9 protein-coding genes are annotated in these 19,699 nt (G+C 56.3%); 3 read left to right on the forward strand and 6 right to left on the reverse strand.

Features of this window, described 5'->3' with window-relative positions; translation table 11 throughout:
• Nucleotides 1–12 precede the first annotated feature (12 nt).
• Nucleotides 13–2,724 carry a conjugal transfer protein TraG N-terminal domain-containing protein gene (locus ACWIKC_RS11610; RefSeq protein WP_454597658.1) on the forward strand — a complete coding sequence of 904 codons (2,712 nt, stop codon included), beginning with the start codon at nt 13–15 and terminating at the stop codon, nt 2,722–2,724.
• Here the strand turns inward: ACWIKC_RS11610 and ACWIKC_RS11615 are convergent, their stop codons facing one another.
• Entirely contained in the window at nt 2,725–2,925 is a 201-nt protein-coding gene (locus ACWIKC_RS11615; RefSeq protein ID WP_454597659.1) for a hypothetical protein, read from the reverse strand.
• Between the two features lie 153 nt (nt 2,926–3,078).
• On the opposite strand from ACWIKC_RS11615, the gene ACWIKC_RS11620 reads away from it, so the two are divergent.
• Both ACWIKC_RS11620 and ACWIKC_RS11625 read left to right on the forward strand, forming a co-directional pair.
• Nucleotides 3,079–3,438, forward strand: coding sequence for a helix-turn-helix domain-containing protein (locus ACWIKC_RS11620; RefSeq protein ID WP_454597660.1), 360 nt, complete (start codon nt 3,079–3,081; stop codon nt 3,436–3,438).
• Nucleotides 3,435–4,730 carry a type II toxin-antitoxin system HipA family toxin gene (locus tag ACWIKC_RS11625; protein WP_454597661.1) on the forward strand — a complete coding sequence of 432 codons (1,296 nt, stop codon included), beginning with the start codon at nt 3,435–3,437 and terminating at the stop codon, nt 4,728–4,730. Before ACWIKC_RS11620 ends, ACWIKC_RS11625 begins: the two co-directional genes overlap by 4 nt.
• Nucleotides 4,731–4,816: 86 nt before the next feature.
• Here ACWIKC_RS11625 and ACWIKC_RS11630 read toward each other — a convergent pair whose 3' ends face one another.
• From ACWIKC_RS11630 to ACWIKC_RS11650, 5 genes are all read right to left on the reverse strand, one after another.
• Nucleotides 4,817–6,964: a GmrSD restriction endonuclease domain-containing protein gene (locus ACWIKC_RS11630; RefSeq protein WP_454597662.1), complete on the reverse strand. Its 2,148-nt coding sequence runs from the start codon at nt 6,962–6,964 to the stop codon at nt 4,817–4,819.
• 93 nt (nt 6,965–7,057) lie between these two features.
• Nucleotides 7,058–10,291, reverse strand: coding sequence for a type I restriction endonuclease subunit R (locus ACWIKC_RS11635; protein ID WP_454597663.1), 3,234 nt, complete (start codon nt 10,289–10,291; stop codon nt 7,058–7,060).
• On the reverse strand, nt 10,288–11,529 hold the full coding sequence (locus tag ACWIKC_RS11640) for a hypothetical protein (RefSeq protein ID WP_454597664.1): 1,242 nt from the start codon (nt 11,527–11,529) through the stop codon (nt 10,288–10,290). Before ACWIKC_RS11640 ends, ACWIKC_RS11635 begins: the two co-directional genes overlap by 4 nt.
• The gene (locus ACWIKC_RS11645; protein ID WP_454597665.1) at nt 11,526–13,568 is read right to left on the reverse strand and encodes a type I restriction-modification system subunit M; all 2,043 of its coding nucleotides are present in this window, start codon (nt 13,566–13,568) and stop codon (nt 11,526–11,528) included. Before ACWIKC_RS11645 ends, ACWIKC_RS11640 begins: the two co-directional genes overlap by 4 nt.
• 221 nt (nt 13,569–13,789) lie before the next feature.
• Complete coding sequence (locus ACWIKC_RS11650) at nt 13,790–19,522, reverse strand: DEAD/DEAH box helicase (protein WP_454597666.1); 5,733 nt, start codon at nt 19,520–19,522, stop codon at nt 13,790–13,792.
• Nucleotides 19,523–19,699 lie beyond the last annotated feature (177 nt).

A 19,699-nucleotide genomic window follows, 5' to 3' on the forward strand; every position in this document is an offset into this window, starting at 1 on the left:
GGATCAGCGAGAATGGTTGAGATCTTCACGGTCGGCGGCGGCGAATACATCGTCAACGTACTGAATGCGGTTGCCGCATGGACCGGCGCTGGCGGCTACAAAAGCCTTATCCAGGTTGCACTGGTGATGGGCATGGCGCTGGCGGTCATCGTGGTGGCTTTCAACCAGGATTGGCGCGCGTGGCTCAACTGGTTCCTCGGCGCGACGCTGATCTACATGTGTCTGATGGTGCCGCGGATGGATGTGCAGGTCACCGACCGGGTCAATCCCAGCCTTGCACCGGCGACGGTCGACAATGTTCCGCTCGGGCTCGCACTGATGGCGAGTTTCACGAGCCAGGCGGGCGACTACCTGACCCGTTCGGCTGAACTCGTCTTCGGCCTGCCCAACGACCTCAACTATTCGAAGAACGGTATGATTTACGGCGCACGCCTGCTCGAGGCGACGAAATCGCTGCGCATTGCCGATCCCGAGTTCGCCACCAATTTCGACGAACACGTGCAACAATGCGTGTTCTATGACCTGCTGCTCGGCCGCTACTCGATGAAGGAGCTTTCCGAGAGCGACGACATCTGGGCGAGCATCGCGCCCGGCAGCGCCGCACGAGCGCAGCAATTTCTGACCCGACAAACCGACGACAGTGTCACGGCGTCGATCATCACCTGCCGCGAAGCCTACACCGCGCTTTCTGGCCAATGGGCGAGCATGATTGACGAGATGACGCTGGTAGCAGGACGCCAGCTTTATCCGCGCCAGACCGAAGCGCTCGCGAGGGCCAAACTGATGGCCGACCTGCCCGTAGCCTACCAGTATCTCACTGGTATCTCGCGTAGCGCGAGCGATATCTTCCGCCAGGTGTTGACAATCAACGCCATGAATCAGGCGATGCACGGCTTTGCAGGCGCAAGCGGTACGAGCAGTGTCGATGTTTTCGCGCAGACCCGCGCCGACATCCAGACAGAGCGCACCTATTCCTCGATTGCGCACAACGCGATGAAATGGGTCCCTATCCTCAACGTCGTTCTGACAGTGGTGTTCTACGCCCTCTTCCCGGTTCTCTTTCCGCTGTTCCTGATGCCAAAGACTGGTCCAATTGCGCTCAGGGGTTACGTCACCGGCTTCTTCTACCTTGCCGCCTGGGGTCCGCTGTTTGTGATCCTGCACATGATCCTGATGTTCAAGGGCGCAGGCGATATCGCTGCTGCCGGCGGCAGTTCGGGCCTTAGTCTTGCAACCTTTGCCGGTATGAGCGACGTCAACAGCGATATCGGTATCCTTGCCGGCTATCTCGTCGCCTCGATCCCCTTCCTCGCGGGCGGAGTGGCGCGCGGTGCGCTGGCGATTTCGGGGCAGGCGACCAGCTACCTCAATCCAAGCCAGAACGCTGCCGAGGAAGCTGCACGCGAAGCCAGCACGGGCAATGTCTCGCTCGGCAATTCGAACATCGACAATTCGACGGTGTTCTCGCGGCAGTTCGCCCAGGGCAATCTTGCACCCAATATCGCCTACGGCTCAGCACAGACGCGCGGTTTCAGCGACAGCGGCACCCAGACCACCAGCTTCCCCGATGGCGAGTTCGCTGCGGTCCCCAATTCCAGTTACCCGTTCACCCCGACGCTCGGGCAGGATTTCACCGGGCGTCTCGGAACGATGGCGAGCCAGAGCCGCACGCAAAGCGAGACCTATGCCAACCTCGCCCAGCAATCGACGAGCTCGGCGGTCACGCGGTTCAGCGAGATCCGCAACGCCTACAGCCAGGGCCGCAGTTCCGAAACCACCAGCGGGATCGGGACGAACGACAGTGTCGGCACGGCATTCAGCGAGGTCGACAACGCGTCGAGAGCTCTACAGCAACAGTTTGGCCTGTCCCGGCGGGCTTCCGACGACATCTCGATTTCCTGGTTCCTAAACGGAGAGGCAGGAGCCGGAGCAAAGGTGGAAGGGGGATTATTGAATGCTCAGGCGGGCGTCCGCGGTGGCCGCAATCAATCTTGGACGGACAGCGATATCGGGATTGCCTCGGAAGATCGCAGCCGGATTACGGGTTCGCTGCGCCAGCTTTCTGACAGTCGCAATTGGTCGAATACGCGCGAAGGCTTCCTGCGCGAGACGAGCTCGAGTTCGATATCGCAGGTCTCAACCAGTTCGTCCGGGCTCAGCCGGTCGCTGACTGAGGCCGAGAGCTACACGCGCGAAGCGCGCCGCGCTGAAGAGATGGCCAGCCGTCTCGAAACCCAGGCGGGCTGGTATGAGGCCAACAGCGCTGCGGGCACGCTCAACCTGAGCCAGGCCTATCGCGATTGGGGCATGGCCGAGATCGAAGCCAACCGCGACTATTATGGCCCAGTGCGCTTTGATGACATCGAGTTCCAGATGAGCTCACGCGGTCAGCAGCTACAGTCGCGGTTTGTCGAAAGCTACGCCGATCAGCTGCAGGAGGACATCGAAGGCGATCTCTCGCTGCCGGCATTCTCGCCTGTTAGCCGTCCTGGTATCGGAAGTGCGGGGCAAGTGCGCGCAAGGGGAGCCGTGGGGTCTGCGGGTGGCCCCGCCATGCCCGACGCGCCCGATCGGTCAGTGATCGCGGATGAAGTCGAGCGGGCTCGCCGACAGGGTCAGGGACGGATTGGAACTGTAAGAGCATATGTGGATCGCCAAACGCAGGGCGCGACTGGCGCAAGCGAGGAAGCTGCTGATGAAATCAAAGAGTGGGGCAATAGGTAACTACAGGATCATGTCCTGCAGAATTACGAATACAACGAATGCCCCGAGGATTAATCCGAGAAGCCATAGGCCGCGACGCTCCCAAGGATCTGCAAGCGCTTTCTTCCATCGGTATTCCATTCGCCGGTTTTCGGAAATGGAACGATCAATCTCTCGTAGGCCCTCCCATTCCTTTTCCTTCTGATCTTTGTGGTCATCCATATCTGCCACTCCTTGCCTTATCCATAACGTATCGATTATGATGCATTAACCGCTATGAGATCTATTATGCTTCGATATTGACACATTATAGAGGAAAATGTAAAGACGCAAAATTGCTACATAAACCTCCATATTGGAGATAACGTCTCTATAATGACGCAATATGACTCGCTAGACTTACGTCCGCTCTCGGTGCTGCTGTCCGACCTAGGCCAGCAGATCGAAGCTTACCGTATATCACGCAATCTCAAACAGGCCGAGCTTGCGGAGATGGCAGGCATCTCCCGTTCAACGCTCACTCGGCTGGAAGCCGGCAATGGCGGGACGATCGACAGTCTTGCCAGAATTATGCGTGCGCTCGATATCGAGGATCGTCTGCTGGATATCGTGCCCGATGCTAAGCTGAGCCCGCTCGACCCACGGTCAGACACGGGCAAGGCACGGCAACGAGTGCGGAAGTCTTCCGAAAGTGCGCCCAGTGAGGAATGGAGTTGGGGTGACGAGGCCCCATGAGCCGCGCAGTCGTCAATCTCTGGGGCCGGCAGATCGGTGCCGTGCTGTGGGATGAGGACCGCGATGTCGGGGTCTTCGAATACACTCCGGAATTTAGTCGCAGCGGTATCGAGGTCGCCCCGCTCACCATGCCATTGCGCAGCGGCGTCTACGATTTCCCCGCACTGAACCATGACACCTTCAAGGGTCTACCGGGAATGCTGGCCGACAGCCTGCCAGACAAGTTCGGCAACGCCCTCATCAATCGCTGGCTCGCAGAACAGGGCCGAACGACCGACAGCTTCGATCCCGTTGAACGCCTCTGCTACACCGGTCGCAGAGGCATGGGCGCGCTCGAGTTTGAACCATCGACAGGCGAACGCCGCGAACAGGGCGGGCCCGTTGACATCGCTCCACTTGTCGAGCTGGCCAATCGTGTGCTTGCAGCACGGGAAGAACTCACCGGCGTCCTGCAGGGCGACGATGATCATCACGCGCTTCAGGAAATCCTGCGCGTAGGAACATCCGCGGGTGGCGCGCGCGCCAAGGCTGTTCTCGCCTGGAATGAAGAGACCGGGCAATTCCATTCCGGGCAACTCACAGCAGGCCCCGGCTACACTCAGTGGTTGGTCAAATTCGACGGTGTGTCAGGCAATGCCGATAAGGAGCTTGCCGATCCCATGGGCTTCGGCCGCCTCGAATACGCCTGCTATCTGATAGCCAAAGAAGCTGGTGTCGCCATGGCCCGGTCTCGGCTACATGAAGAAGGAGGGCGAGCGCACTTCATGACCCAGCGGTTTGACCGGACGGCTGACGGCAAAAAGCTGCATATGCAGTCACTTTGCGCGATGCGTCACTTCGATTTCAATCAGGCCCGGGCCTATAGCTACGAACAGGCGATCGAGACCATACGGATGCTCGGACTTGGCCGTGATGCAATCAAAGAACAGGTGCGGCGAGCGCTCTTCAATGTCTTCATCCGCAACCAGGACGACCACACCAAGAACATCGCTTTCCTTATGGATCGTTCTGGCCGCTGGAGCCTCTCACCGGCCTATGATGTCGTCTATGCCTACAATCCCAGCGGAGACTGGACAAACGAGCATCAGATGTCTCTGGCCGGCAAGACCGACAAATTCGATCTGGAAGACCTGATCGCCTTTGGTACGTTCGCAGATCTCAAACCTGCCGAAACCAAAGCCATCATCTCAGACATACAATCTGCAATCCTTGGCTGGACTAACGTGACCCGTGAAGCGGGCGTGTCCAAGAGTATGGCAGAGCAGGCTCGTAACGGATTCAGGTCCCTTTAGGCTTGCCCTACTGGTAATTACATTCGAGAAATTACAGGCAAATTGAGCTTGAAGGCACGACCTGGCACTGAGTTTCAATCGTTCAACTAACCAACAGACTTGGCCGCAAATCGCTTGTTCAAAAACGCCTGGACCTCGCTCATGGGCATTTCCGGAGATGAGTTGCCACTTCTGACATAGAGTTTCTCGGACTTGAGCCCGTTCTTATCAGCGACCGTGAGGACAACAGCAGCATCGGCTGGCCGCACATCGATCTTGCAGATTTCAACGCCTTCGATTTCTGGGAAGCTGATCTTCAATTTCGATGCCGTCACATTTTGCCCAAATGCCTCCGAAAACAGATTTCTCAAATGCAGCTCAAATCTGTCCTTATCCGCGTCCCCCAAGGCCACATAGTCTTGCTCTAACCCGAGCGCCTCTCCGTCATCGGAAACCCCAATCAAAAGGGTGCCGCCTTCGTAGCTGTTGGCAAAAGCTGCTACCGTTTTGGTAACAACCGCTTCCAAGCCTTTATTGACCTTTGACTCTTTTACATCCCAACGAAGGGTTTGCTTGAATTCAAGTTCTTCGCTTTCGCCTTCGGCGATCATTTCGGCGAGGGTGATCGGCGCCTCGCTCTTTTCTGTTTCGGTTATCGAAGTAAGAAACGCGTTCAGGCCATCTGCGAGCTGCTTGCGCCGAGCGTCAAGGAACAGCTCATAGTTTTCGAGTTTCCAGAGCTCGGGATCGTCCGGAATGCACTGTTTTGCCAGCGCGTCAGGGTTCTTAGCATTGACTTCGCTGAGGTAATCCTCGGCATTTGTCGCGCTCTTCGATCTGTTGGCAATTGCAGTCAGAATTGCTCTGTTGGTGATCTCCTGAGCCAAGGAATACTTGATCCGGTTACCCATCCCATAACCGGCTGCCTTAAGCTTCGAAAACGGGAAAATATGATCCTTTTCAAGCGCGTACTTCTTTCCCATTGATTGGCGAAGCTTGACCCCGGTTGTAAAGCAGGTGGCTTCCTTGCTCTTGAAGTACCATCGCATCATAGGGAACAACGGGTGCGTTATCGTCCTCCCCACAAATTCGTCCGGAATAATTTCCAGAGACCTCTCATCTTTGATTACTTGCAGCAGCTCATCGAACGGATGGTCAGCGTCCCTCACGATGCGAAGATCGCGATCCAACTTCTGAGGAAGCTGGCTGACATAACGTGTCCGAATCTGGGAGTAATAGAACCACTTCACGACCTTCTTGATTTGTAGATCGCTAAGGTGCTCATCCTGCTGATAGCAATACGCAATGATCGGGATCAAAGCATAGATCGAGTTGATCTCGTCTGTGTGGTCCACATACGCATGCGATTGCATGAGATTGGCCACATAATCTAAAGTCTGGCTTTCCAGCTTTTCCCAGGCCTCTCTGATTGGCGTATCATTGCCTTGATCATGCAGCAGCCGCATGTTCGAGCCCGATGCGTATAGGCAAGCCAGCAAAGCGTAGATTACGAAATCGAGCTTGAAGACAAACCCGCGCTTTTCCAATTCGGCCAGCTTGGCCTTAAAAGTTTCTCGTGCCTGCGGCCAGTAACCCGAAATCTGGGCGAGCGCGAGTTCAGCTTCGGTCAGCGAAACGCCGCTAGCATTGACCTTGTAGAAAATGTCGATCGCTTCGCGGATGGACGCTTTGATCGGGATCGTTTGTTCGGGGAATTCCCGATCAAGGATCCGCTCAACTTTCCTGATGTTACCGGAGATATGCCGAGCGGACTCTTTGTCGACCTCTACCCCGCGCTCTTCGAGTTTCTTGAAGACGTCCTGATCCCACACTTCATCCTTGAAGATGGCCGTCAAATTCTGCCAGCGAGGATCATTCTCCATCTTGAGCTTCTTGTAATATTCCAGCTCAAGGTTCTCGAGGTTGACGTAAAGACCGCGCGTATCGTTCAAAATTTCCGGAGCCGTGTAGTAAGGTGGTAAGTCACCTCTGATCAGCATGTAAAGCGTGGTCAGGCGTTGTTGACCGTCGAGCAAGATGCGCACCGCGCCTTGCTTCTCATCATACTTGTGCGGCCCCTTGAGCTCAGGCGGGGTATTCGTCTCCCATGTGAGCATTGTGCCAGTTGGATATTCTTTGATCAGGGAGTCGATCAGTTGCTTTGCGTCATCGCGCTTCCAGACGTATTCTCGCTGGAATGCGGGTACGAAAAGCTGTCTTTCGTCGATCTTATCGAGAGCAACTGAAATTTTCATCTGGTGCCCCTAAATTTCCAAATCACGCTGAATATCTCCCGTAATTCAACAGGCGTGATGCCGCCGATAGCCTTTGCTCTGTATTTATGCGGTTCATGCGCCATCGAGATCTCCAAGGTCGATATCTTTCCCTGCTTTGATCAGGTCGTAAATAAGGTTCGTAAGGATGCCGAGGCCTTGCTTGTCCTCTTTGAGAAGATGCGTGGCCAATGCGTTGTTCGATCCCATTGCGCGCACCACCGCGCTTTGAACCGCCCCCGGAAGGCTTCCTTTCAACGCTTGGTCTTTTGAGTTTTCCTCAACCTGGGCTCTGACGATACTGTTCTCGCGGGTAATCGAAACGATTTGGTTTACGAAGCTCGCTTGATCCTTGATCGGAGCAGCTTCGCCAAAGATGCCGTTCAATCGTTCGATAAGCTCCTGCAGGTACACAGGAAGCTTCCCTGGCGCATTGGAACCGCCGGGCCCCGCGGGCTTCAAGTTTGGGTCAGGGTCATCGGCGTTGTTGCCCTGATCATCGTTCTTTTTGATATCGTATCCTGTCAGCGAAATGCCTCTAAGGTCGACATGCTCGGGAGGGATACCATTGAGGCGGTTTGCCAGAAGTTTGGTGAAAGCTGCAAAATTCTCAATGCTGGGATCTCCCAGATCCAGCAATTGCGCGATGTAAGTGTATGTCCTGGAAAACCTGGACAGCCCTGACTTAAACTCCAGCATCCGACCGATGCTTTCTTCTACCTGCATCCTTTCATGCTCGGCCTTCTTCGCAGCGGCATCGTCTCCTGTCTCAGTTGCCTTCAAAAATTCAACTTCACACCGCGCGGCTTCGCCGCGGAGGTCCTTGAGGCGAGCGTTAAAAAGGTCTGTCGGCCTTTGGGTGGCTGCGAACATCGCCTTGTGGTGATCGTCTTTGGCAACGTCGAAAGTCTTGGCGGTTTCGAAACGCGCGACCTTGAACGCCTCGATGTCTTCGTCCGAGTAGATACCTTGTTGGTCAAGGCCATCTTTCATGTCGTAGACAACGTTCGGGTCTTGAACTTCCGTGATTTGCGCCCCGGAATCGTATTTCTTGAAGGCTGCGCGGATCGCTTCCGGGTCGTTTACAAAATCGACAATGAAGGTTTCTTCCTTGCCCGGGAAGGTACGATTCAAGCGCGACAGCGTTTGAACGATCTCGACTTCGTTGGCGATCTTCTTGTCGACATACATGGCGACGAGCTTCGGCTGGTCGAATCCCGTCTGGAACTTGTTGGCAACGAGCATCACTCTGAATTCCGGCCGATCAAATGCGATCCGAAGGTCTTTGACCTCGACGCCGGCGTTCATGTTGCTCTCTGTAAATTCCGCGTCGTCGTCACAAACGAACAGTTCGCCAGAAATCTGCGCGTCATCCGAGTGCATGACATCCTTGCCACTGAGCTTTCCTGAAATTGCAACCAACGCGCGAACGTCTTTGTACTGAGGATTGGCAATAACAAACGCATCGAAGGCTTTCTTGTAGCGAACAGCTGCCGCACGAGAGCTCGTCACAACCATTGCCTTCGCCTTCCCATCGAGGAGCGACGACACGTTGTGCCGAAAGTGCTCCATTATAAACTGCACCTTTTGGGTGACGTTCGTGGGATGCAAGCTCATCCATTTGGCCAATGCGCGCTTGGCTGCCTTGCCGTCCACGCGCCTTTTGTCTTCCAATTCTTTTCCGAGGTTGAAGGCCGTCTTGTACGACACATAGCCTTTGAGCACGTCGAGGATGAAACCTTCGTCGATGGCCTGACGCATCTCGTATTTATGAAAAGCACGCGGCAGATTGTCCGGGCCCGCCGGACGGGAAGGGTCTTGCGGCCTTCCAAACAACATCAAGGTCGAGTGTTTTGGTGTTGCAGTGAATGCGAAATGAGACAGGTTTTTCGGCCGGGCCCGGCTCTTCTGAATCTCGGTTAAAAGCTCTTCGACCGTCATGTTGGCAGTGTCCTTGGCCGACGAAAGGGCGAGCGTCGCTTGCAGCTTCGAAGCCGTACTGCCTGTTTGGGAGGTGTGCGCCTCATCGATGATCACGGCAAAACTACGGTCCTTCAAAGACGTTTCCGTCAGAATTGCTTCCATCGCATGCGGGAAGGTCTGAAGTGTTACCACGATAATCGGGACGCCCTTCAGTATGGCCTCCGCCAACTGCGCCGTTTTCGTCTTGGAACTTGTCTCACGGTCAATCGCGGCGATCATGCCCTTGCGGTGATCGATCTGCTGAACTGCATCTTGGAGCTGGCCATCCAGAACCGTCCGGTCCGTCACGATGATTACCGTATCAAAGATTGCCTTGCCGTCATCATGCCGCAGCTTGGTCAGGTCGTGCGCCGTCCAAGCAATTGTTGACGTTTTGCCGGAGCCAGCACTGTGTTCGCAAAGATAGGCATGCCCAGGGCCTTTTTCTTTCGCGTCCGCGATCATCTTGTTGACCGCGTCGTGCTGGTGAAAGCGCGGGAAGATCAGCGTTTCCTTGACGGACCAGTTGCCCTTCAGGTCCACCACATCTTTCTTCTCAACATAGACGAAGCTGTTGAAGATGCGCAGGAAGGCATCAGGCTGGCAAATCTCCTCCCAGAAATAGGCAACAGGATATTCACCGTCATGCCGGGGCGGGTTGCCGCCCTTGCCATCATGGCCTCGGTTGAAAGGTAGAAAGTATGTGTTTTCGCCCGCCAGTTTTGTGGTCATCCAGATTTCACTGTCGGACATCGCAAAATGCACGATGGCACCGCGTTTGAAGGTCAGCAGTGGGTGTTTGCGCCCAGTGGCTGGGTCCTCTGGAAGGCGGTCGCGCTTGTATTGCTCGCGTGCGCTTTCGGCGGATTGGGTGAAGTCGGTTTTTAGCTCAACGGTGGCCACGGGCAATCCGTTAATGAACAGGCCCAGATCGATCGCCAGCTCGCGGCCAGGATAATATTTTAGCTGAGGCACAACGCGCAGCCGGTTCGCAGCATAGCGTTCAAGGGTCGTCTCGTTGCGTTGATCTTCGGGGGCGGCCTCGGACATATCGATCTGACCACAGCCTGCGATGGAGAAGCCACGGCGCAGCACCTGAATGGTGCCCTGTTTCGCCAAGGCGGTGTCTAGACGCGAGAGCAGCGTTTCACGGGCGCGTTCGCCATTCAAGGCGACGAGCTTGTCCCATTTCGGCCCTTGGGTCTCTTTGATCCAGGTCTCCAGATCCTCGGTGTAGACGGCGGTGTCCTGATTAAAGCCTTTGGTGTCTCCAAGCAGCCAGCCCTGTTCGGTCAGTTTCTTGACGACATAGGCCTCAAGGTGTTTTTCGTGGTGCAGATCGCTCATGCTGCGGCCCTTACATCGATCTTACCAGTCACCGCCGCTGTAATGAGTGCCGCGCGTTTTTCTTTGAGTAGCGCGATGGAGCGCTCTGTTTTGTCAATCAGGGCACGAATGCGATCCAATTCACGATCAATCCGGTCGGCAATCGCTTCCTGTTGATCCATTGGTGGCAGGAAAATCGGCAGTTCCAAAAACTTCTCTGGTTCCATACGCCATTGATCGGTCCGAATACCGTTGGAAATCAAGCGATAAACCCACGGCATAGGCCGCGAGCGAAGGTAATGGTGCATATATCTGGGGTTGTGCTCACCAACTGGCTTCATCACCACATAGTCGGGCGATGTGATGCCCAAGAAGGGCGAAATCCCCATAGAACCCTGCCATGCCTTCATCTTGTTGATCGCCAAGTCGTTCGGCTCAACCAGCTGATATTTGGACAGGTCTTCTGGCGTCTTGTTGATGTTGTCGCTTCGCGACGCCTTTTCGATGACGCCGAACTCACGATAGACGGATAGAACGGTCAGGTCGTCGTAGCCTTGGCGTTTGACCTGCTTGAAGTGGTTCTTAATGCGTGCTCGCTGCCAATGCGTAGGCACAAAGCCTCGCCATTCCACACCGCTGTCCTTGGTCGGCGCGGTGCCATCAATGCCGCGACGGACAAAGTGCGCGATCATCGCTTTTTCCTTGTCGTCAAGAACTGCGATGAATCGCGTCTTTTTCTCGATCAACCCATCAATCCGCCCGGTCTCACTGTCGAGATAGTCGGCAATGGTTGTTTGAACGCTTTTCGCAGGTGTCGGGGAGGTGAGCGCTCCAGCAAACGCCCATTCTGCACGAGGCATTTTGGCCCCGTTTGTAGAAGCATTCAGAGTTTCGATGAATACCTGCGACAGGAGTTGGTAAGCTACGAACCGAGGCTCATAGGAATCGTTTGGGCGGAGAACCCAAAGATCGCCAATAGCTTCGCCGCCTGAACGCGCCAAGTATACCTTTGCGAGGTAAGGGCGCAATTTTCCGAAAAGAATGTCATCCTCTTTGAAGCTGATGCCGTCGCCGTCAAAATCAGACTCTGTTGGCACGAGTTTCCCTGTCCAACTCTCGATATTTTCAAGCGCAACGACGTTCGTCTTGCTTTTGCTTTTTTTCGAAACCTTGCGAACAATTTGTTTCAGCGGCTTGAGTGACCAGCCTTCGGGAACGGCAGTTTCGGGAATAGACTTAATCGCTCCGAAGGATCTCATGCTGTCACCTCTGCAAGAATCTCGGTGATCGAAGCCTCGATGGCCTTCAGCTCTGCGTCGATCTCGTCCAGATCGCGCGGCGGCACGTATTCATAGAAATAGCGGTTGAAGTTGATCTCATAGCCAACGATCCCGATGTCACCATCAGTCTCGTCGACGTAGGTCTCGTCGATATAGGCGTCATGGGCGTGGGGCGTTACCTCGGCGGCGAGGTAATCATAGATGTCGGTGCCCATCGGCACGTTCTCAAAATCCGTCAGATCATCATCGGGGATGAGGTTGCCCTTCTTGTCCTTCACCGGGTCCAGATCTTCGTCGCGCACGCCAAAGGCCTTTTGAAACGCCTTGATCAGGCCCGCATCGGCTTTGCCCAAGCCTGTATCCTTCTTCTCGGCGGATTTGGCAAAGCTGTCGATCCAATGCCAGTCATGGTCAGTGCCTGCATGCTCTGCCAACACCTCGCCCCATCCCTGCCGTTGATCATCGGTGCGTTTTTCCCACGCCTTGTGTTCGACCAGCGCCTCAAACCCCGCGTCTGACACGACGATCTTGTGACGCAACGGGCGCAGCACCTTAATGCGGCGATAGCCGAAGTCTTGCGCGTCGAGGATGAGGCTTTTCTTGGTCGGCTCGAAGTCGGCGTAGAGTTGCACGATATCGCGAATTTGGTCGTCACCGATCTTGCGTCGCTTATTGCCCTCGCTCTTGCGGAGCGGTTCGAACATCTCGGTAGCATCAATCAATTGAACCTTGCCGCGCCGCGCTTCGGGTTTGCGGTTGGACAGGACCCAAATGTAGGTACCAATGCCGGTCCGGAAGAAGATCTCGGTCGGCAGGGCGATGATGGCCTCGACTACGCCCTGCTCAAGCAGGTGGCGGCGGATTTCAGACTCACCCTGACCGGCGTTTCCGTTGAAGAGAGGAGAACCCGACAGCACGATCGCCGCGCGCCCGCCGCCCTTCTCAGGGTCTTCAAGCTTGCTGAGAAGGTGCAGGAGGAACAGCATCGAGCCATCGCTGACACGGGGGAGTTTAGGGCCAAAACGCCCCTCGAACTTCTGGTCGCGATGTTCGCGCACGACCTCGGCCTGATCCAACTCCCACTTCTTGCCGAATGGCGGATTGGAAACGCAGTAGTGGAATTTGTCGTAACGGAATTGGTCGGCGGAGAGCGTGCTGCCAAGCTTGATGTTCTGCGACAGATCCCGTCCAGGATCGGACTTGAGCGTCTTCAGAAGCATGCTCGCCAGACAGACCGCGTGGGTTTCGGATTCCAGCTCTTGGCCGTAGGGAACCAGCGTCGGCGCGGTGCCATAGCGATCTTGCAATGACTGCACGTGCTCTATGCCATCGGAAATAAAGCCGCCAGTTCCGATCGTCGGGTCATAAAGGGTGCGAATGATCCCGGGGTTGTCGATGAACATTTGGTCATCCGGCTCAAGCAGGAGTTCGATGCCTAGATGTACAACGTCACGAGGAGTCATGAAGTCCTCGGCTGCCTCATTTACCTCTGCACCAAAGCGACGGATCAGGTGCTCGTAGACATTTGACATGGTCCTCTCGGGGACCACATTGGGGTGAAGGTCGATGGCGGCGAAGTTCTGGCAGATCTTATAGAGAACGCCCTTCTTGTCCATCTGGCTGACCGTGTTGATGAAATCGAACTGCTCGAAGATCACGCGGGCATTTCCGGAGAACTTCGCGATGTAGTCTTCAAGGTTCTGGCGGGTGCGGCCTGACCCTAGCGTTTCCAGACTATAGCTTGAGGTGTTGTAGAAGGGGTAGCCGGTTGCCTGACGAAGGATTACATCGATATCGAGCCCGTTTTCGACAGCCATTTTGTGCATCTTGGCAGCCTCTTCTCGCGTCGGCTGGAGAACACATTCCAAACGGCGGAGAAGAGTAAAAGGTAGGATGATCTTGCCAAAATCGACATGCTTGAAATTACCCCAAAGATCATCCGCATTCTTCCAAATGAAATCGGCGAGAGACGTGTGGGTGTTGTTGGATTTTGGTGTTGCTGATGTCGGTGTGTTCAATGCTCAGGCTTCTTTCTGATAGGATGCTACACGTAGGCGCTCTCGGATTGACCGAACATATCTAGCTCATCTTCGCTTTTGTCCGCATGATCGGCCTCACTGCCCTGTTTAGCGTCTGAAATGAAGGTGTGCCGCTTGTAGCATTCGATCGGGCCGAAAGCTCCGAATGCCGTCGCCAAAAAACTTGGATGATGCGAAAGATGCGATGAGACGATCAAGGTTCACTTCGGATCTCTCTTCACAGCAAAATAGCTCTCGCCTACCCCGGAAACCGCAGAAGTTGAGCGCAACAGTGCGCTGGCCTGAACGGCCGGTGCCGCGCGGAAATCGTGGCGAGGTGGGCTACCTGCTATGCGCCAGTATCCAAAACCCTGGTCGAGCAGCACAATGACCTTCTGACCGTCGGCGTATTCAAGTTCGAGCTTGCGGCCGTGGCCCGAATTTGCCGTGACCTGAAGATCGACATCGAGGCCAAACTTTTCGCCCAACAGCTCGGCTACTTCCGCTCGATCTTCTTCATAAGTCCAATCGTGTTTGATTTGATAAGGACTCCGATCATTCTTCAGTGACTGAACTAGGATATTGACCTCGACCGGACTATGCGCCTGAAGGTCAGCAGATAGAGCTTCGCACGTTCGCAGGAAGAGGAGCATGGTCAGCGGAGAGTTCAGGTAGCGATCGGTGTAGGTGATCCGCACAAGGCTGCCAGGCTTCCAAACACCAGCCGCCTCCATTTGCTGTTTCAGCTTCGATCCGAAGCGTTTGCCAAACTGGCCCACAGGGCATTGGCCAAACCCCTGCATCAGCTCCACCTGATCACCCGCTGCAACCTGACGTTCCAGATCTTCTGGGTTGATCGGCTCAAAAACGGTTTGGCTATCTAGCGTACCGGCAACCACTGCGTGCGTTTCGCCTACGCCCCAGAGTTCACCGGGCTGAGCAGCGTTCGCATCGCGCGAGAAGAACCCCGTCACGCTCTCGCCCGATTTCAGTTCAGCAAGGCGAACGCTACCGAAGGGTCCGCCATCTGCTTTTGCAAGACCAAGTGCGAACTCGAAGCGCACCGAAGCATCGCGCAGGAATCTCCGCTCAACTTCTTCCAGGCCTTCGAACGACTTGGCATCGAGCACCAGCGTGACAGGCAATCCACGCGCCGAGGCTGCCGAGAAAAAAGACCGCATCTTGGTTGATGTCAGCTCAGCCAGATCGAACAACGACGGCAAGAAGATCGAGATGATGTCTCCGCCGCCTGCTTTCAGCAGAAGCGTGTTTGCCGCATCATTGATGGGCCTTGCATCTGCAACAGCCCGATCTTCCTCTGGCAGTTCGGCATTCGTCTCAAGGAAGGCCTGGACTGCAACGAGTGCAGCACGCCTGTCGAGTTTACCCTGTTGTTTGTAGAGATCGGCAGAAAGCACGCAGGCAGAACAGCCCATCTCACACTCATTCGAGCAATCGAGGACTTGAGCCGCTCGCTCGAAGACGTGATAGATATCGTCAAGAAGCCTCGGAGCATATCCTGCACCGCCGGACGCTTCATCGAACAGGTAAACCGACGGGACTCTGCGGCCAAGCTTACCATCTCTGGCTGCCACCGCAATTCCCAGTTCCCTAGGCTCGATCCCTAGCCAGCGCACAAGACCCTCGCGCAGCGCTGCGCCAAACGCCCAGGCCGCGCCATCGCTTTCCAGGCCTGGCAACTGGACCTCGATAACGTCTGTGAGGACTTCGTGACCCAAAGCGAGGGCCCCCGTTATCGCATAGCCCTCGTCGTTGCCGGGGCAGCGATCCATCGCTTTCTTGCCCCGCGGCGTGAGCGGCCTGTGATCCTTCAGGGCATCAGCCCCCGCATCCCCGGTCCGTCCGCATTCGAGGCAAATCTCGTAGCCCTTGTCTTTAGGCCCGCGCGAATGGTGATAGATATACCCTTCGTGTGAAGCGCGGATCCGGCCACTTTCGGGCTGCAACAAAGGCTGCCAGAGAGCATCGCCCACGCTGACCTTGGGAGACTTTGGTTCGATATAAACCGCTTGATCGGTATCAGCGTGAGGCTGCGCATTCCAGTCCACGCGGAATCCTGCAGGTTCCAGAAACTGCTCGATGTTAATTGCCTGTTCGCCGCAATGATCACAGTGATCGGGCATCTGGTGATCACTTCCTGCGCCGCCACAATGATCACACCACCAGGCCCAGCGTAGGTTCTGGGGCTCGCGATGACCGCTATCGATCGGGCTCAGCCAATTAAGAGTGACCCCGGCTGACTTCCAGACCAAGCCGTCGACGACGACCTCGGCCCCTGGGGCGTACTCGCGAATAGCTATGTCAGCATTTCGTGTCGGGCATTCATAGCGCCGGTCGCGGGCGCCTTCATCGTCTGATCGATTGCGCTCCTGCGCCTTTTGGGTTTCTGCACAAAGGGTGTCGAACGGGACGACTGCTGTCGGGAAGCCGCTGCCTGGAATAAGCGAACGATTGGCGAGTTCCTTTAAAAGGAACTCTTTGCAGAGGCGCCGGGCCTGGAATTCTATCGCCTTCTTCGCCGGACCTTCGAGCGCGTCCCAATCCTCCTTGAGGCGCTGCCACGTGCGCCGGAAGTTCCCAGTTTCATCGGCGAACATATCCGCCGTGTGTTTTCTGATCTCAGTGTCGTACTCTAGGCCAGTTCCCTTGAGGAGCCGCTTGAGCCCACTTTTCGTGGCCGGAGTTGTCGCCGGAAGCTCAAGCCACTCGCAGAAGGCGTCAACCGGAGCGCGGCCTTCAAATGGACGGAGGTCCGAGCGGCAGCCAAAAAAATCGCCAGTTTTTGTCTTGGCGAATTCACCGTCGACTTCGCGAAACCACTCCGCGAGCAGGTAAGCGTTGGCGTGACGCTGTGCGATCCGGTCAGAATCAAGCGATACGCGCGGAGAGGCTAGCTTGCGCCGCAGGTACCCTGCCGGATCGGCAAAGGTTTCGAGATCGAGCGGTGTATTCCGGGCGATCGTGAGGCTGGTAGAGAAGCCCTGTCCGCGGCGGCCCGCACGGCCGGCCCGCTGGTTATAGTTGGCGATCGAGGGAGGGACGTTGGTCATGAGCACCGCTTCAATCGAGCCGATATCGACGCCCATTTCCATTGTGGTCGAGCAGGCCAGAAGATTGATGTCGCCAACTTTAAACTGCTCCTCGAATTCGCGCAGCCGTTGAGGAGGTTGCTGCGCGCTGTGCTCTTCGGCTCGCAGATATGGCGTCGCGAGCGCTGCCTGATCGTGCCAGTTCATCCAGATGCCGCGCTCGCGAAGGGTCGCTACTTGTTCGTTGGCACCAAGCCAGGCCGTTATTTCCTCTCGCTGTTCAGTCGAAAGTGGTCTTGTTTGCGGAAGGCGCGGGAGCCGCACTTCGATAGCGGGCTGGCTCGCGAAAATCTTCCCCGCGCTGACGAGATTGGGCGATTTACCAAAGACCAGTCGCGGTAAAATCCGGCGGGTGAGCGGGCATTGCCAGGCCTTGCTGACAGCCTCGATCTCGGCCGTCTTTTCCAGGCGCAGGCTGTAAGTCCCGCCAACCCCGGATAGAAGGGGCGCCAACTGATCCCAAGCCGCACGCATAAGCTGATTAATCTCATGACGGCCGCGATCCGAAGAGAGGTCAAGGCTCAGAGCGGCTGCAACAATGAGAATGCTATCGGGCTGCCGTCCCTTAGAATTGACTGTCGGCCAGGAAGCGTCGCGCTTTTCACCTGGTGGTTGATCGGGTCCGATCACGTTACGCGGTCGAGCCCGTCCTGGCATCCAGCGTGCGTCGCCGTGATCAACGTCTAGGGCGAATTGGCCGCGCAGATAATCAACCATGTAATAAAGGAAATCGCGCCAGTGCTCGATCGAGTAGCCCTTCTCGCTCACGATCGCCGGTAGCTTGTCCTGACCAATTCTCTCGATCTCCGGGAAGCGCAGCCGCGCAAGCCCAAGCGTTTCCATTGCATTGGCATTGCGGGGACGGCGGGCAAGTTCGCGCAAAAGCATGAAGCGGGCGAGTGCCTCGCGGTCATTATGGAAGCGTTCGCTGCGATCCAGATCCCAGACTTTCGCCATCATGCCAATGGCCGGCTCCGCGGCGAGCGCAGGGACGAGGTCTTGCCAACGTACTCCTGCGGGACCTGCGCCACCGAGCTCGGCGTCAATCTTCGCAATATCGTCCTTAAAGGCCGGCATATCGGTCACAAGGCCCGCCAAAGCCGCCCTCTTCTTAAGCAGCTCGGCTCTTCGCTCTTCGGTCAGATCACCGCCATGAGCAGCCTTCTGAACGGCATGGTAGATAAAGCCGCGGACAAAACCTCGCTCGCCATTGGTTTCAATATTCGCAGCAAAACGCGCGGTTCCTTGCCTGCTGTCGGAAAAGCTGATCAGCTGACGGCCATCGAATGGCAGCGCATGTTCTGCCTGATGCGGTGAAACACCTTCCAGGAGGATCGGGGCGGCGTTCTGGGTGAGAAAAGGGGTGCCAAAGCGGAAGGGAAAAACCGCAGGCCGCCCGCGACGTTTGTTTCCAAGACAGGAGGGGCAGCGCCCTTCATCCAATTGCGTTAGATGGAATTGGCCAGCCTGCTCGGTGTATTCGCCGCTTCTGACGTCGAAGCCCGTGGCCTTCGCATCGGATTTCGGATTAATGGCTATCAACCGCGGATGACCAACTCCCTCGTGCCTTGCCTCATCATCGTCATCAGCATCATCATGATCCTGCTCCCGGTAGCTGTCCTCACGAAATTCGTCGGCATCGTGATCGCTTCCGCGAGGAAGAATTCGGTCACCCATGTCATCGGCCGGCAGATAGGGTTCGCCGCAATCGAGGCAATTCTGGATCTCGAACACCAATGACTGGCAGTGCGGGCATTGATCCCGCTGCTCGAACAGGACAGTGCCAAACGGCCAGCCCTTTGGCCGCGCTTCACCAGAACAATCGGGATCGATGCAGGTCCAGAGGCCAGGAATTGCCCGCGTAAAACTATGCGCACGCATCGGCAGGACGGGCTTTGCCTCTGCTGCATTATGCGCGGACAAGTCGAGCAGGACCTGCCCCGCGTTCGGGGCGAGGGTTTTGAGTGAAGCAAGAGTTTGTGGTTCGCTCTCGAGCCTTTCGGCGATCGACTGAGCCGCGGGATCATCTGATGCGGTCAGCACCTTTGATAGGTCGACCGGCTGAGGTTTACCTACCACGACATGCGCACGATCGAGCGGGACTCCGGCAATGTCGGCAAGAAATCTCTGGAGATCTTCTCGCGCCTTCTCATCGCCGGCCGATCCGATCGTGGCCGACGTTGCGACAAATCGCACCTGATCTGGTGTGACATCGAAGGCGTTCATCACACGCCGGAGCAGGAGCGAAAGCTCTGCAGCTGCCGAGCCGATATAGCTGTGCGCTTCGTCGATGACGATCCAGCGAAGCTTGCCTTGAGACTTCTCGAGGATTTGGCGATCCTCACGACGGATCGTCATATATTCGAGCATCGTCTGGTTGGTGACGAGGATCGGCGGAGGGTTGGCGCGGAGGGTTTCGCGGTAGAGAACCTGGTGCGGGATTTCGTGTTCGGCCTTGTCGCGATTGGATTTTCGCGCCGTTCCCATCAAACCGTTGTAAAGAGCAAACCGGACATCGCCGCGAAGCGGCTTAGTCCAAGCCGTCAGGCGCTTTTCCTGGCTCGCGATCAGCGCATTGAGCGGATACAGCATCAAAGCTCGGACACCGGTCAATGGACCTTCTGTTGCCGCTTCACGAACCAGATCATCCAGCATCGGAACAAGAAAGCATTCGGTCTTTCCCGAGCCAGTGCCGCTGGAAACCAAAACGGATTGCGGATCTTTAGCGCTCAGAAGCTCCCAGGTACTCAGCTGGTGTGCATAGGCCTCATAATCGAAACGCAGGTCGGTGACCGGCGTTTGGCTGATCGCATCAATTGTGCGCGGGTGCAGTAGCGCCTCCAATTGGTCAGGACGTTTGCCAGACGACACGTAGCCTGGGGCCGCCTGAAAAAGTTGCTCGGACAGAAGCCCACCTTGCCTGGGGTCTGTTCCGGCCAGGTTTCGCCTGAGAAATGCGTTGAGGCCTTCATGCCGGATGCCCGCCCGGGAAACGACCGCTTCAGCCAGGCCAGCTCGCAA

Source organism: Qipengyuania sp. SM2507 (assembly GCF_053714505.1).

Excerpts from the sequence above, each read along its gene's own strand:
- ACWIKC_RS11610 (WP_454597658.1), top strand. The coding sequence starts at position 13 with ATGGTTGAGATCTTCACGGTCGGCGGCGGCGAATACATCGTCAACGTA.
- ACWIKC_RS11615 (WP_454597659.1), bottom strand. The coding sequence starts at position 2,925 with ATGGATGACCACAAAGATCAGAAGGAAAAGGAATGGGAGGGCCTACGA.
- ACWIKC_RS11620 (WP_454597660.1), top strand. The coding sequence starts at position 3,079 with ATGACGCAATATGACTCGCTAGACTTACGTCCGCTCTCGGTGCTGCTG.
- ACWIKC_RS11625 (WP_454597661.1), top strand. The coding sequence starts at position 3,435 with ATGAGCCGCGCAGTCGTCAATCTCTGGGGCCGGCAGATCGGTGCCGTG.
- ACWIKC_RS11630 (WP_454597662.1), bottom strand. The coding sequence starts at position 6,964 with ATGAAAATTTCAGTTGCTCTCGATAAGATCGACGAAAGACAGCTTTTC.
- ACWIKC_RS11635 (WP_454597663.1), bottom strand. The coding sequence starts at position 10,291 with ATGAGCGATCTGCACCACGAAAAACACCTTGAGGCCTATGTCGTCAAG.
- ACWIKC_RS11640 (WP_454597664.1), bottom strand. The coding sequence starts at position 11,529 with ATGAGATCCTTCGGAGCGATTAAGTCTATTCCCGAAACTGCCGTTCCC.